Genomic DNA, 13,622 nt, shown 5'->3' on the forward strand with positions numbered 1-13,622 from the left:
CTGTCCGCCGACGACCTCATCACCGGGGAGTGAGCCTCGCCGCGTGCTACACGCCCACGTCCTCGCCCCGCGCGTGCGACAGCGCCGTCGACGGCGCCTGGCGCGCGATGGAGGAAGCGTCGGAGTCGTTGGCGACGACCGCCGGCGACCACGCGCTGTCGTCGCTGCCGTTCACCTGCGCCGACGACGTCTGTCCGCCCTTCGCCGGAACGATCCCGACGAAGTACGACCAGACCCACCTCACCGTCGCCTACGCGGAGCACATCGCGCTGGCCCTGCAGCAGGCACTCGACGCGATGGGGCTCCTCGAGTAAAGAATTCTTGACACGTTGCTGATCGTCGTGTCATCCTTCTGATGTCAAACATTCCTGACATCGGAGGTGCAGCATGGCTCGTGAAGAACGCGCCGCGTGGGTCGGACTCGTCGTCTCGCTCATCGCCATCGCGGTCTACGCCGCAGTCGTCGCGGGGCGGGCGGCATCCACCCCCCTCCCGGAGGTCGACTGGCTCGGACCCATGCTCTGGACGATCATCGGCGGCATCGTCGTCTCGATCGTCGTCACGATCATCTGGGGTGTCGTCGCTGAGGGCGGGTCCCTCCGCGGCGAGAACGCCGCCGACGAACGCGACCGTGCGATCACGCAGATGGGCGACCGCGTCGGTGTCGCGTTCCTCGTCATCGGCGGCGTCGTCGGCATCGCCCTCTGCGCGATCGACGCCGCCCCGTTCTGGATCGCGAACACGCTCTACGCGGGCTTCGCTCTCTCGTCCGTCGTCGGCGGCATCGCCCGCGTCGTCGCCTACCGCCGCGGGCTCGTCTGATGGTCAAGCCGACACGCGTCACGAACGCCATCCGCGAGCTGCGCACCGACCGCGGGCTCACCCAGGCCGACCTCGCCGGCGCCGTCGGCGTCACCCGCCAGACCCTCATCGCCATCGAACAGGGCAAATACTCGCCCTCGCTCGAGATGGCCTTCCAGATCGTCCGCGTCCTCGATGTCCCCTTCGACGCGGCCTTCCAGTACCCGGAGGACTGACCTATGACCGACACCATGACCGTCTGGCGCCAGCGCCGCTACGGTTCCGCCGACGCCGTCCGCCCCGAGACGGTCCCGGTCCCCGCACCGCGCGCCGGCGAGGTCCTGCTGCAGACGGATGCCGTCGCCCTGAACTCCGGCGACATCCACCTCATGCGCGGTGAGCCGGGACTCGTCCGCGTCGCGCTCGGCCTCCGCGGACCGCGCATCCGAGGCCGCGGCATGGACGTCGCCGGCACCGTCCTCGCCGTCGGCGACGGCGTCACCGAGTTCGGCGTCGGCGACGCCGTCGTGGGGTCGGGGCGCGAGACCCTCGCCGACCGCGTCGTCGTCTCCGCGAAGCGACTCACCCGCCTGCCCGAGACGGTCGCGCCCGCGATCGCTGCGACCCTGCCCATCGCCGGCAACACCGCCGTGCAGACCCTCGACGCCTGCCGCGTCGGCTCCGGCGCGCGCGTCCTCATCGCGGGAGCGGGCGGCGGCGTCGGCACCTTCCTCGTGCAGCTCGCCGCCGACCGCGGCGCCGAGGTGTGGGCGACGTGCGGGGAGCGCGCGCGACCCGTGCTCGAGCGGCTCGGAGCCGCTCGGACGTTCGACTACCGCGCGCTCGAACTCAGCGACCTGCCCCGCGGCAGGTTCGACGCCGTCGTCGACATCGCCGGCGAGCCGCCCCTCACGGTCCTCCGGGACCTGCTCGCCCCCGGCGGCACCGCTGCCCTGGTCGGCGGCGACGGGCATCCCTTCTTCGGACCCTTCGGACGCATCCTCCGCTCCGCCGTCACCCGCGGGCGGTTCCGCCCGATCACCGCCGTCACCCGCACCGAGACGACGGCGCAGCTGGTCGAGCTCGCGGCATCCGGTCGTCTCACCCCGCACCTCGAGCGCACCTTCCCGCTCTCGCAGGCCCAGGCCGCGCTCGCCTACGTCGAGGCGGGCCGCACCGTGGGCAAGGTCGTCGTCGTCCGCGACGGACTGCTCGACGCCTGACGCCGGATTCCGACAGGATGGCGGGATGCCTCTCCTCCCCGCACCCCGCCTGATCGACCCCGCCGCCGTCCCCGCCCTGCGGTGGGGTGTCGTCGGCACCGGCATCGCCGACCGGTTCGTGCACGCCCTCCACGCGCACACCGGGCAGCGCGCGGTCGCCGTCACCGCGCGGGATGCCGACAAGACCCGCGCGTTCGCCGACGCCCACGGCATCGGCCGCGTGCACCGGTCGGTCGCGGACCTGGTCGACGACCCGGAGGTCGACGTCGTCTACGTCGCCACGCCGCACCCGCTCCACCGCGAGCAAGCGCTGGCGGCCATCGCGGCCGGCAAGCACGTCCTCATCGAGAAGCCGATCGCCCTCACGGCCGCCGACGCGACCGAGATCCTGGCCGCGGGGCGCGCCGCCGGCGTCCTCGTCGCCGAGGCGATGTGGACGCGCTACCTGCCGCAGGCCGACGTCATCCGGCAGGTGCTCGCCGCCGGCACCCTCGGCGAGATCGACCTCGTCCGCGCCGACTTCGGCTCGCTCGTCCCGTTCGACCCCACCAGCCGCATGTTCGATCCCGCCCTCGGCGGCGGTGCCATGCTCGACCTCGGCGTCTACATCGTCGCGTTCGCGTCGTCCATCATCGGGCCGCCGAGCACGATCCGCGCCGTCGGCACCCTCGCTCCCACCGGTGTCGACGACAGCGCGACGATCGCCCTGAAAACGGATGCCGGGGCGCAGGCCGCGCTCACGACCACCTTCGGTGCGGTCACCCCCGTCGAAGCGACGGTGTTCGGCTCACGGGGGCGGCTCGACGTCCTCGCGCCGTTCTACGGCCCCACCGGTCTGCGGCTGCAGCTGCACGGTGCCGACGAGGAGGTGTGGCACGACGACGCGCTCCCCACCGTCCACGACGGCCTCGGCTACCAGGCCACGGCCTTCGCCTCGTTCGTCGGTGAAGGGCTCGTCGAGTCGCCGCTGCACCCTCACGACGAGGTCGTCTCGGTCCTCGCGACGATCGACGAGGTGCGCCGACAGATCGCCGCCGATTGACCGGGCGGGGTTAGCCTTGGTCACCATGACCATTCAGCACACCGTCGTGTTCGCGCTGCACCACGCCGAGGGCTCCTCGGAGGAGAAGACGTTCCTGACGGACGCCCAACGGTCGCTGTCGGCGATCCCCGGCGTGCAGCAGTTCCGCATCAACCGTCAGGTCAGCGACAAGAGCGACCTGCGCTGGCAGTTCACGATGCTCTTCGACGACCAGGCCGCCTACGCCGCGTACAACGAGCACCCCGACCACGTCGCGTTCGTCGAGAGCCGCTGGCAGCACGAGGTGCGCGACTTCCAGGAATACGACTTCGTCGCGGGCGACTGACCCGGCCGCAGGCGTGTCAGCGCTCCGCGCGCACCTCGGCGAGCGAGGGGTAGTCGGTGTAGCCGACGGCCCCACCCGTGTAGAAGAACTCCGGCCGCGGCTCGTTGAGCTCGGCCCGCTGCTCCCACCGGAGGGCGAGGTCGGGGTTCGCGATCGCAGGTCGGCCCACCGCCACGGCGTCGGCCCAGCCCTCGAGCACGAGCTCCTCGGCCTCCTCACGCGTCGTGACCGTGCCGAAGCCGGAGTTCACGATCGACGGTGCGGCCGCCTCGTGCCGGATCCGCTGGACGATAGTGCTCTTCGGGTCGGCGTGCAGCAGGTCGACGAACGCGAGCCCGAGCGGAGCCAGGCCCTGCGCGAGCGCGGTGTACGTCGCGAGCGCGTCGGCGTCGTCGGTTTCGAGGACCCCGGGGATCTGGTGTTGCGGGGAGAGACGGATGCCGGTGCGCCCCGTACCGACCGCGTCGGCGACCGCGCGGGTCACCTCGACGGCGAAACGTGCGCGGTTCTCCGGGGACCCGCCGTAGACGTCGTCGCGGACGTTCGACTCAGGGGAGAGGAACTGGTGCACGAGGTAGCTGTTCGCGCCGTGGACCTCGACGCCGTTGAGCCCCGCGGCGATCGCGTTGCGCGCCGCCTGGACGAACTGCTCGACGACCTCGGCGACCTCCGCCGTGCTCAACTCATGGGGGACCGGCAGCGCGACCTTGCCGTCCCGGGTGCGTCCCTCGCCGGGCGAGGCGATCGCGCTCGGGCCGACGACACGGTCGACGCCCGAGATCTCGGGATGCGACACACGGCCGCCGTGCATGAGCTGCATCACGATCGTGCCGCCCTCGGCGTGCACGGCCTCGGCGACGCGGCGCCAGCCTTCGACCTGCTCGGGCGTCTCGATGCCGGGCTGCCCGAGGTACGACATCCCCTCGCGCACCGGCCATGTGCCCTCCGTCACGATGAGTCCCATGCCCGCGCGCTGGCGGTAGTACTCGACCATGTCGTCGGTAGGCACGCCGTCGTCGCCCGCACGCGTGCGGGTCAGCGGCGCCATGACGACGCGGTTGGACAGATCCAGATCACCGAAGACAGCGGATTCGTACAGGCTCATGCTGAGGGGGAACGACGCACACAGCGCGTTATTCCGTCGCGGCCTTCCCTCCCGCCGGAGCGGCGTCCTCTGCGACCGGCGCGTCGACGAGGTCGTCGTGCGCCTGCTCGAACTGCGAGCGGTACAGCCGGTAGTAGGCGCCCTGCGCCGCGATGAGCTGGTCGTGCGTGCCCTTCTCGACGATGTCGCCGTGCTCCATCACCAGGATGAGGTCGGCGTCGCGGATCGTCGAGAGCCGGTGCGCGATGACGAACGACGTGCGTCCTTCGCGCAGCGCCGCCATGGCGTGCTGCAGGAGCAGTTCGGTCCGTGTGTCGACCGACGAGGTCGCCTCGTCGAGGATCAGCACGGCCGGCTGCGCCACGAATGCCCGGGCGATCGTGATCAGCTGCTTCTCGCCGGCGGAGACGTTGGAGGCGTCCTCGTCGAGCATCGTGTCGTAGCCGTCGGGGAGCGAGCGCACGAAACGGTCGACGCGCGTCGCGACGGCGGCATCCACGATCTCGTCGTCCGTCGCCGACTCGCGCCCGTACCGGATGTTCTCGCGGATCGACCCGGCGAACAGCCACGGATCCTGCAGCACCATGCCGGTGCGGGAGCGCACGTCGTCACGGGAGAGCTGGGCGATGTCCTGACCGTCGAGCAGGATGCGTCCGCCGTCGAGCTCGTAGAACCGCATCAGCAGGTTGACGAGCGTCGTCTTGCCCGCACCCGTCGGGCCCACGATCGCCACCGTCTGCCCGGGCTCGACCCGGAACGACAGGTCGGTGATCAGCGGGTGCTCGGGCGTGTACGAGAACTTCACGTTCTCGAACTCGATGACACCGCGCCCGTCGCCCCGGGCGGGGGCGTCGGCGGCATCCGGTTCCTGCTCCTCGGCGTCGAGCAGTTCGAACACCCGCTCGGCCGAGGCGGTGCCCGACTGCACGACCGCCGCCATGCCGCCGAGCTCGGACAGCGGCTGGGTGAACTGCTGCGAGTACTGGATGAACGCCTGCACGTCGCCGAGGCGCAGCTGTCCGCTCGCGACCTGCAGACCGCCGAGCACGGCGATGCCGACGTAGGTCAAGCTGCCGATGAACGTCATGCCGGGCATGATCATGCCCGACAGGAACTGCGCCTTGAACGCCGCCTGGAAGAGCTCTTCGTTCTCCTCCTGGAACTTCGCCTGCGCGTCGGCCTCGCGACCGAAGACCCGCACGAGCGAGTGCCCCGAGAACGACTCCTCGACGCGGGCGTTGAGGCGACCGACCTTGCGCCACTGCACCCCGAACGCCTTCTGCGACTTCGGCCCGATGATGCCGAAGATGATCGCCATGAGCGGCAGGGCGACGAGCGCGACGATGGCGAGCTGCCACGAGATCGAGAACATCATGACGAGCACACCCACGACCGTGAGGATCGCGGTCAGCGCACCCGAGAGCGACTGCTGCATCGTCTGGGTGATGTTGTCGATGTCGTTGGTGACGCGCGAGATCAGCTCACCGCGCTGCACGCGGTCGAAGTGCGACAGCGGCAGGCGGTTGAGCTTGGCCTCGACCTGCTCGCGCAGGCGCCACATCGTGCGGACCATGATCACGTTGATGACGTAGCCCTGCAACCAGGTGAGGACCGCGGAGACGACGTAGATCACGAGCACCCAGGTGATGACGACCTTCAGTGCGTCGAAGTCGACCCCGGCACCGGGGGCGTAGTTCTGCATCGCGCCCACGATGTTCGCGAAATCGTCCTGACCCTGCGAGCGCAGCGCCGCGACGGCCTCGTCCTGCGAGAGCCCCGCCAGCGCCGGATTCTGCCCAAGGAAGTTCGAGAGGAACCCCTCGAAGACGATGTTGGTCGCCTCGCCCAGCACCTTCGGCGCGATCACGGCGAGCACGACGCCGACGGCGCCGGCGAGTGTGACGAGACCGAACCACCACTTGTAGGGCGAGAGCAGCCCGATCATGCGGAAGAAGCTCGGGCCGAACTGCGACGCCTTGCCGGGGGCGACGGAGTCCCAGTCGCCGCTGTTCAGGCGGGCCTGTTCGGCGAGTTCCGCTTCGAGGCGCTCCTCCTCGGTCATCTCCTTCTCGGGCGCGCTCATGCGTCCACCCCCAGCTGCGATTCGACGATCTCGCGGTAGGTGTCGTTCGTGGCCAGCAGCTCGTCGTGCGTGCCGACCCCCACCATCCGGCCGCCGTCGAGCACGACGATGCGGTCGGCATCCGTGATCGTCGAGACGCGCTGCGCGACGACGATCTTGGTCACCTGCGGCAGTTCTCGCCAGAGGGCCTGGCGGAGTTTCGCGTCGGTCGACAGGTCGAGCGCCGAGAACGAATCGTCGAAGACGAGGATGTCGGGCTGGTGCACGATCGCGCGGGCGATCGACAGGCGCTGCCGCTGCCCGCCCGACACGTTCGTGCCGCCCTGCGCGATGCGGGCGTCCAGACGGTCGTCCATCTCCTCGACGAAGTCGCGACCCTGCGCGATCTCGAGGGCGTGCCACAGTTCGTCGTCGGTGGCGTCCTCGCGGCCGAACCGCAGGTTCGAGGCGACGGTGCCGGTGAACAGGAACGCCTTCTGCGGGACGAGGCCGATGCCCTGCCACAGCCGGTCGAGGTCCGCCTCGCGCACGTCGACGCCCGCGACCCGGACGGATCCGCTCGTCACGTCGAACAGCCGCGGGATGAGCGACACGAGCGTCGTCTTGCCGGCGCCGGTGGATCCGACGATCGCGACCGTCTCGCCGCGCGCGGCCGAGAAGCTCACCCCCGAGAGCACGGGCTCGTCGGCTCCGGGGTAGGTGAAGGTGACGTCGTCGAACTCGACGGTGCTGGGCGTCGGGAAGGCCGACACGGGCTGGGTGGGCTTCACCAGTCCGCCCTCGACCGCGAGGACCTCGCCGATGCGGTCGGCCGACACGGCGGCGCGCGGGATCATGATCGTGATGAACGTCGCCATCAGCACACCCATCAGGATCTGACCGATGTACTGCATGAAGGCGAACAGTGTGCCGATCTGCACCGACCCCTCGTTCACCTCGATGCCGCCGAACCAGATGACCCCGACGACGGTGACGTTCAGGATGAGCATCGCGAGCGGGAACATCAGCACGAAGAGCGACCCGACCTTGCGGCCGACGACCATGATGTCGGTGTTCGCGCCCCGGAAGCGCTCCTCCTCGATACGCTCGCGCACGAACGCGCGGACGACGCGGACGCCGGTGAGCTGCTCGCGCATGATGCGGTTCACCGCGTCGAGCTTCTTCTGGTAGCTGCGGAACAGCGGCACCATCCGACTGATGATGAGGATGCCGACGACCAGCAGCGTCGGCACCGACACGCCGATCAGCCAGCTGAGTCCGACGTCCTGCTGCAGCGCCATGATGATGCCGCCGATGGCCAGCAGCGGCGCGGTGACGAGCATCGTCGCGCCCATCATCGCCAGCATCTGCACCTGCTGGACGTCGTTGGTGTTGCGGGTGATGAGCGAACCGGCGCCGAACTGCGTGACCTCGCGTTCGGAGAACCCGCTGACGCGCTGGAAGACGTCGCGGCGGATGTCGCGCCCGACGGCCATCGCGGCGCGGGCGGCGAAGAACGTGGCGATGATCGAGGCGACGATCTGCCCGAGGGCGATCGTCAGCATGAGGACACCGTGCGACCAGATGTAGCCGATGTCGCCGCGGGTGACGCCGTTGTCGATGATGTCGGCGTTGAGACGGGGGAGGTAGAGCGCGGCCATGGCGGAGGCGAACTGGAAGACCAGCACCCCGACCACCAGCCAGCGGTAGGTGCGCAGGTAGCGCACCAGGAGGGTTCCGAGCATGAGTCTCAGAGTGCCACCACCCGCCGACCTGCGCGTCCCCCCTGCGGGGGGATGTCCGCTGACGGCGTAGCGCCGTCAGGCCACCGCGGCGAGCAGTTCCTTCACGTGCGCGACGATCTCGCGCGGACGGAAGGGTTTGGCGACGACCTCGTCGACCCCGGCGCGGAGCGCCTCCTCGCGGTCCGAACTGTGGACGCGCGCGGTGAGCATGATGATGTGGGGCTGCGGGATGCCGGCGGCCCGGATCTCACGCGCTGCCTGAATGCCGTCGGTGCCGGGCATCATCCAGTCCATCAGCACGACGCGCGGATGGTCGGCGACGACCCGTTCGACCGCCTCCCGGCCGTTGCCGGCGCGGCCGGCCACGATCCCGGCGCGGTCGAGGCTGGAGACGAGGAGCATGGCGATGTCGTCGTCGTCGTCAACCACGAGCACGGAAATCTCCACCCCCGTACTCTGACACGATCCCGGGGTGTGGACGAACCCGGGCCGCGGGCGGGGGAATGCCGGCGTTCGACCGTGCCCCCGGCCGAGGAGTTCGCGCTGTCGGCATGAGAGGGACGGATGCCGGTGCGCGCGTCGCTAGGATGACGCCGTGACAGCCTCCGGAGACGAGCCCCGGGGCATCCGTTCCCCGCGGAATGCCCGGTGGCTGCGCGATGTCACCGACCGGGTCCCCACCGCGTGGCTCCCCGGCATCGTCACCGCCGTGTTCCTCGGCGCGGCGGCCGCGTTCGGCGGGCTCGAAGCCGTCGCCGCGCCCCCCATCGCGACCCTCCAGCCCGGCGACGAGCACCGCAACGACATGCTCGCGTTCACGGTGGAGCGGGCGGTGCTCATCGACTCGTTCCCCGAGGCGGGCGCGTCTGCGAACGCCGAGGAGGGTGAGCGGGTCCTCGCCGTCGTCGTGACCGCCGAGAACACGTGGGATCGCGCGGTGCCGGCGGAGAACGACGCGTCCCTGACCGGGATGCTCCGCGCGCCCTCGCTCGCGGACCCGGTACCCGTAGCGGCGGCCCGGTTCGATGACGGGACGAAGGAGCCATGGCTGCAGCCGGGCCTGCCGGCCGAGCTCGTCGTGACCTGGATCATCGGCGCAGATGAACTGGCTGCGGGCGATGAGCTCGAGCTCGAACTCCGAGACTTCACCCTCCAAGAGGGCCAGATTGTCTTCTCAGGCGAGGTGTGGATCGACCCGGTGGTGGGTGCGCGGGTGTCGGTGCCGGTGACCGACGTCGGATCCGGCGCCGACGCCCAGCCCGAGGAGGAGGGACAGTGAGGCGCTGGGCGGTGTGGACGATCGGCATCACACTGCTGGTCATCGCGTGGGGTGTCGCGAAGGTGACCCCCGGTACGGACCTCACCGAAGCCTCTTTCGTGACGGAGGCGCGAGTCGGAGAACGGGCCGTCGGCTCGCAGCTGGTGCTGACCGTCGTGGACATCGCGGTGGCGAGCGCCGTCTCTGACTCGCGCGGATGGACCGCGGAGGGAGAATGGCTGGTCGTGGATCTCGACGTTTCGGCGAGAACGAGCGAAGAGCTCGCCCTGCTCGCCACCGCGAACCTCATCATCGACGGCCGCACGTACCGGGCCAGTGAGCGACCCGAGTCGCTTCTCGGCGAGTCGCTCGGCGCGGGGATCACGACGAGCGGCAGCCTCGCGTTCGAGTTGCCTCAGGATGCCGACGCGAAGCACGCGACTCTGCGATTCGCGCCGAAGGGCGGCGATGTCCGTCTCGACTCCGTGACCGAGATGACGGTCGACCTCGACGACGTACCTCGGCAGGGATCGCGCGAACTTCGGCCGACCGTCGGAGGCGGACTGTGAGTGCGTGGTGGCGAAGGAATCGACGTGCGTTGCTCGCGGTCGTCATCCTGATACCGCTGACGGTCGGAGTCGCAGGCGGATGGGAGTTCTGGAAGCGCGTCCAGGGGCGACCGACGTTCGCCGTCACCGCCGCAGCCGGGAGCACGATCGATTTCGACGGCATCACCTTCGGTCCGGCGACGGCGGCGGAGGTCTCGTCCCCCGCCATCGATCTCGCTCCCGACTCGAAGGTCATCTCCGTCAGTGTGCCCGTCGATCGGCACGGAGCTGCAACCGCGTGCTCGATTCCCGTCCTCAGGGAGCTCAGCGGTCAGGGGCGGCTCTGGGAAGCCGACCACCAGCTTCTCCGCTGGGATTCGAGCCTGTACACCTTCTGCCCGTCGGATCCCGAGTGGGACTCATTCCCGGACGGGCCTTTCACGATCGACGTGCCCTTCATCGTTCCCGACGATGTCTCCGGCGAGCTCGGCGTCGAGTTCACGCTCATCGACGAGCTGCCGCGCTACCTTCGACTCGTCGTCGTGCCCTGAGTCGACGACCGGCGCTCCGATGAGGGCACCAACCGTCGCGTCGTATGCGCCCGCGATGAGCGACACCCGGATCGGTTCGATGACGAGCGCCGGGATACCGAGGAGGAGCCCGCCGGCGGCGCGCCAGAAGTCGTCGACGCCGTGCGGTCCGATCACCCGCGTCAGACCGAAAGTCAGGAGCGGGTCGAGCAATTGGACGACGACGTACGCAAGAACGTAGGCACCGACGAGGACCGGCCCGCCGCGCCACATGAGTACGAGCGTGCGCCAGATGGGTTGGAATCGGGATCCGACCCCGGAGCCGATGTCGCCGAGACGTCGACGCAGGCGTTGCGGGAGCGTGCCGTACCGAGCGCGTGCACGCTGCACGAGATCCCCGCGCCACTGCACGCCCTGGGGCGCCACCGCCTGGCCGTAGACGACGCCGGCGACGGTCAACCATGCGAGGGGAAGCGCGATCAACCCCACTACTTCGCCGACGACGAGAGCGACGGTGTCCCAGGCCCACCCGAGCGGGGCGAAGAACGACCCGGCTGCCTCGCGGAGGCCATCGACCCACTCGATCGCGCGGCGTGACTGCACCCACGACGTGACCTCGGTGACGAGGTCCCCGAGCAGCAGCACGGTGAGGAAGACCCACAAGCCTTCCAGATAGGTCGCGGCGAGCCCGGTCCAGCGGGGCAGACGTGGGTTCCATCGCCCCCACGCCCACCGGCCGACGAAGGCGGCGATCACGACGGCGACGGTCCACGGTTCCCAGGTGAGGGAGGCGACGGTGCCCGAGGTGTCGACTTCCACGCCGGAGATCACTCCGGTCAGACCGCGGCCGAGTCTCACCTGGGCTGCCGTGTCGACGTAGACGGCGAAGTCCGCTTTCAAGAGGCCGATCGCGCCGTAGATCGCCATGAAGGGCAGAGTCGAGGAAAGCATCGCGTCGCGGAACGCCACCCGTCGAGCGCGCGGCTCCGTCGGCGGCGGTGCGATCGCACCGAGCCGCACCATCCCGTCGCGGAGCACGAGGAACATCGCGACGAGGCTGATGAGCTTCGCGAGGATCGCCAACGGCAGGAGCAGGATGCCGCCGAGTGCGGTGTACCCGCCGACGTACCCGGCGACCTCGAGGCCGACGTACCGGCCGAGCGTCCCGGCCAGGTACCACGCGAGCAGCGCCGGCCAGTGGCGCACGAGAAGGCGCCACGTGAGGCCGAGCATGGTTCGCACGGTCTCACCGTAGTGGCGTCGACGGATGCCGCGGCTCAGCCGGCGCCGCCGCCCGAGTCGCCGGTTCCCCGGCGGCCCTGACGCTCGCGCGCCTCGCGCTTCGCGGCGGCCGCGGCGAGCTCGGCCCGGATCGTGTCGGTGCGGACGTCGGTCGGGCGGTCACCGGCATCCCACATCCGGTCGACGGCCGCCTGCGGGTGTCCCTCTTCGGCGGCGAGCGACGCCTCGAGCGCGCGTTCGTACCGGCTCTGCCGGCGCTTGAGCCACAGACCCGCGACGAGCATGACCGCCAGCACCGAGTACGCGACGGCGGCGAACGGGTGCAGCACGAGGTCGGCGAGGTCGCCCTGGCTCAGCTGCAGCGCCTTGCGCAGCTGCTGCTCGCCCATCGGGCCCAGGATGAGTCCGACGATGAGCGGCGCGATCGGGAATCCGAACCGGCGCATGAAGTACCCGAGCGCGCCGACGACCAGCAGGATCGCGATGTCGAGCGTCGAGAAGCTGACGGCGTACGCCCCGAGAACGGCGAACGTGATGATGCCCGCGTACAGGTAGGGCCGCGGGATCTGCAGCAGCTTCACCCAGATGCCCGCCAGCGGCAGGTTCAGGATGATGAGCAGCACGTTGCCGATGTAGAGGCTCGCGATGAGCGCCCACACCAGGTCGCCCTGGTTCTGGAACAGCTGCGGACCGGGCTGGATGCCGTACGACTGGAACGCCGTGATGATGATCGCCGCGGTCGCCGTCGTCGGCAGTCCGAGCGTCAGCAGCGGCACGAGCACACCGGCCGCAGCGGCGTTGTTCGCGGCCTCCGGACCGGCGACGCCCTCGATCGCACCGCGACCGAACTGGCTCTTGTTCTTCGACAGGCTCTTCTCGCTCGCGTACGAGAGGAAGGTCGCGACGTCCGCGCCGCCGGCGGGGATCGTCCCGACGGGGAAGCCGATGAACGTGCCGCGCAGCCACGGTTTCCACGAGCGCTTCCAGTCCTCGCGGGTCATCCAGTTGCGCCAGCCGCGGGTGACGGGGATCACCGGGATCGGTCCGTGCCGCAGACGGGCGGCGACGTAGAACGCTTCGCCGATCGCGAACAGGCCGACCGCGACGAGCACGACGCTGATGCCGTCCGACAGCGCGAGGACACCGAGGGTGTAGCGCGCCTGCCCCGTGGTCACCTCGGTGCCGATGAGCCCGATGAGCAGGCCGATGCCGAGCGAGGCGAGACCGCGCGCCGGCGACGAGCCGAGCAGCGCGCCGACGGTGATGAAGGCGACGACGATGAGCGCGACGAAGTCCGCCGGCGCGAGGTTCACCGCGAAGCGCGCGATGATCGGGGCGAACAGCGTCAGCAGCGCCGTCGCGATCGTCCCGGCGACGAACGAGCCGATCGCTGCGGTCGCGAGCGCCGCGGCACCCCGGCCGAGCTTGGCCATCTTGTTGCCTTCGATGGCGGTGATGACCGACGCCGATTCGCCCGGGGTGTTGAGCAGGATGCTGGTGGTCGAGCCGCCGTACATGCCGCCGTAGTAGATGCCGGCGAACGTGATGATCGCGGCGGTGGGGGAGAGCGAGTAGGTCAGCGGCAGCAGCAGCGCCACGGTCATCGCGGGACCGATGCCGGGGAGGACGCCGACAGCGGTGCCGACGATCACGCCGATGAAGGCGAAGAGGAGGTACTCGGGCTGCAGCGCCGTCGCGAAGCCCGCCATGAGGGAGTTCAGTGCGTCCATGATCTCTTCCG

General features: G+C 70.1%; 14 protein-coding genes. 8 read left to right on the forward strand and 6 right to left on the reverse strand.

Annotation, left to right across the window (positions count from 1 at the left end; translation table 11 throughout):
* Positions 1-29 precede the first annotated feature (29 nt).
* From ACPEH0_RS00105 to ACPEH0_RS00130, 6 genes are all read left to right on the forward strand, one after another.
* Positions 30-314, forward strand: a complete 285-nt coding sequence (locus ACPEH0_RS00105; RefSeq protein ID WP_366213380.1) for a hypothetical protein — start codon at positions 30-32, stop codon at positions 312-314.
* A 73-nt stretch (positions 315-387) separates the two neighbouring features.
* Entirely contained in the window at positions 388-822 is a 435-nt protein-coding gene (locus tag ACPEH0_RS00110) for a hypothetical protein (RefSeq protein ID WP_366213379.1), read from the forward strand.
* Positions 822-1,037, forward strand: coding sequence for a helix-turn-helix transcriptional regulator (locus ACPEH0_RS00115; RefSeq protein WP_184216259.1), 216 nt, complete (start codon positions 822-824; stop codon positions 1,035-1,037). The genes ACPEH0_RS00110 and ACPEH0_RS00115 overlap by 1 nt, the downstream gene beginning before the upstream one ends.
* Before the next feature lie 3 nt (positions 1,038-1,040).
* Positions 1,041-2,024 (forward strand): NAD(P)-dependent alcohol dehydrogenase, encoded by a 984-nt coding sequence (locus ACPEH0_RS00120; protein ID WP_366213378.1) that lies wholly within the window; start codon positions 1,041-1,043, stop codon positions 2,022-2,024.
* Between the two features lie 25 nt (positions 2,025-2,049).
* A complete protein-coding gene (locus tag ACPEH0_RS00125; protein WP_366213377.1) occupies positions 2,050-3,066 on the forward strand; it encodes a Gfo/Idh/MocA family protein in 1,017 nt (338 codons plus the stop codon).
* Positions 3,067-3,091: 25 nt separating this feature from the next.
* Positions 3,092-3,391, forward strand: a complete 300-nt coding sequence (locus ACPEH0_RS00130) for a Dabb family protein (protein WP_311862683.1) — start codon at positions 3,092-3,094, stop codon at positions 3,389-3,391.
* Between the two features lie 16 nt (positions 3,392-3,407).
* Here ACPEH0_RS00130 and ACPEH0_RS00135 read toward each other — a convergent pair whose 3' ends face one another.
* The 4 genes from ACPEH0_RS00135 to ACPEH0_RS00150 form a co-directional block, all read right to left on the reverse strand.
* The gene (locus tag ACPEH0_RS00135; RefSeq protein WP_366213376.1) at positions 3,408-4,496 is read right to left on the reverse strand and encodes an alkene reductase; all 1,089 of its coding nucleotides are present in this window, start codon (positions 4,494-4,496) and stop codon (positions 3,408-3,410) included.
* 28 nt (positions 4,497-4,524) lie between these two features.
* On the reverse strand, positions 4,525-6,579 hold the full coding sequence (locus tag ACPEH0_RS00140) for an ABC transporter ATP-binding protein (protein WP_366213375.1): 2,055 nt from the start codon (positions 6,577-6,579) through the stop codon (positions 4,525-4,527).
* Positions 6,576-8,303 (reverse strand): ABC transporter ATP-binding protein, encoded by a 1,728-nt coding sequence (locus tag ACPEH0_RS00145; protein ID WP_366213374.1) that lies wholly within the window; start codon positions 8,301-8,303, stop codon positions 6,576-6,578. Before ACPEH0_RS00145 ends, ACPEH0_RS00140 begins: the two co-directional genes overlap by 4 nt.
* A 75-nt stretch (positions 8,304-8,378) precedes the next feature.
* Positions 8,379-8,750 carry a response regulator transcription factor gene (locus ACPEH0_RS00150; protein ID WP_253034101.1) on the reverse strand — a complete coding sequence of 124 codons (372 nt, stop codon included), beginning with the start codon at positions 8,748-8,750 and terminating at the stop codon, positions 8,379-8,381.
* Positions 8,751-8,898: 148 nt separating this feature from the next.
* Between ACPEH0_RS00150 and ACPEH0_RS00155 the strand changes: the two genes are divergently transcribed.
* Together ACPEH0_RS00155 and ACPEH0_RS00160 are read left to right on the forward strand one after the other, a co-directional pair.
* The gene (locus ACPEH0_RS00155) at positions 8,899-9,582 is read left to right on the forward strand and encodes a hypothetical protein (protein ID WP_366213373.1); all 684 of its coding nucleotides are present in this window, start codon (positions 8,899-8,901) and stop codon (positions 9,580-9,582) included.
* Positions 9,579-10,130: a hypothetical protein gene (locus tag ACPEH0_RS00160; RefSeq protein WP_366213372.1), complete on the forward strand. Its 552-nt coding sequence runs from the start codon at positions 9,579-9,581 to the stop codon at positions 10,128-10,130. Before ACPEH0_RS00155 ends, ACPEH0_RS00160 begins: the two co-directional genes overlap by 4 nt.
* Positions 10,131-10,528: 398 nt before the next feature.
* On the opposite strand, the gene ACPEH0_RS00165 is transcribed toward ACPEH0_RS00160, so the two are convergent.
* On the reverse strand, positions 10,529-11,872 hold the full coding sequence (locus tag ACPEH0_RS00165) for a hypothetical protein (RefSeq protein ID WP_366213418.1): 1,344 nt from the start codon (positions 11,870-11,872) through the stop codon (positions 10,529-10,531).
* A gap of 44 nt (positions 11,873-11,916) precedes the next feature.
* On the reverse strand, positions 11,917-13,611 hold the full coding sequence (locus ACPEH0_RS00170) for a tripartite tricarboxylate transporter permease (protein WP_366213371.1): 1,695 nt from the start codon (positions 13,609-13,611) through the stop codon (positions 11,917-11,919).
* Positions 13,612-13,622: the final 11 nt, after the last annotated feature.

It is taken from the genome of Microbacterium sp. NPDC079356, from assembly GCF_049545465.1.
Classification (GTDB): Bacteria; Actinomycetota; Actinomycetes; order Actinomycetales; family Microbacteriaceae; genus Microbacterium; species Microbacterium gawkjiense.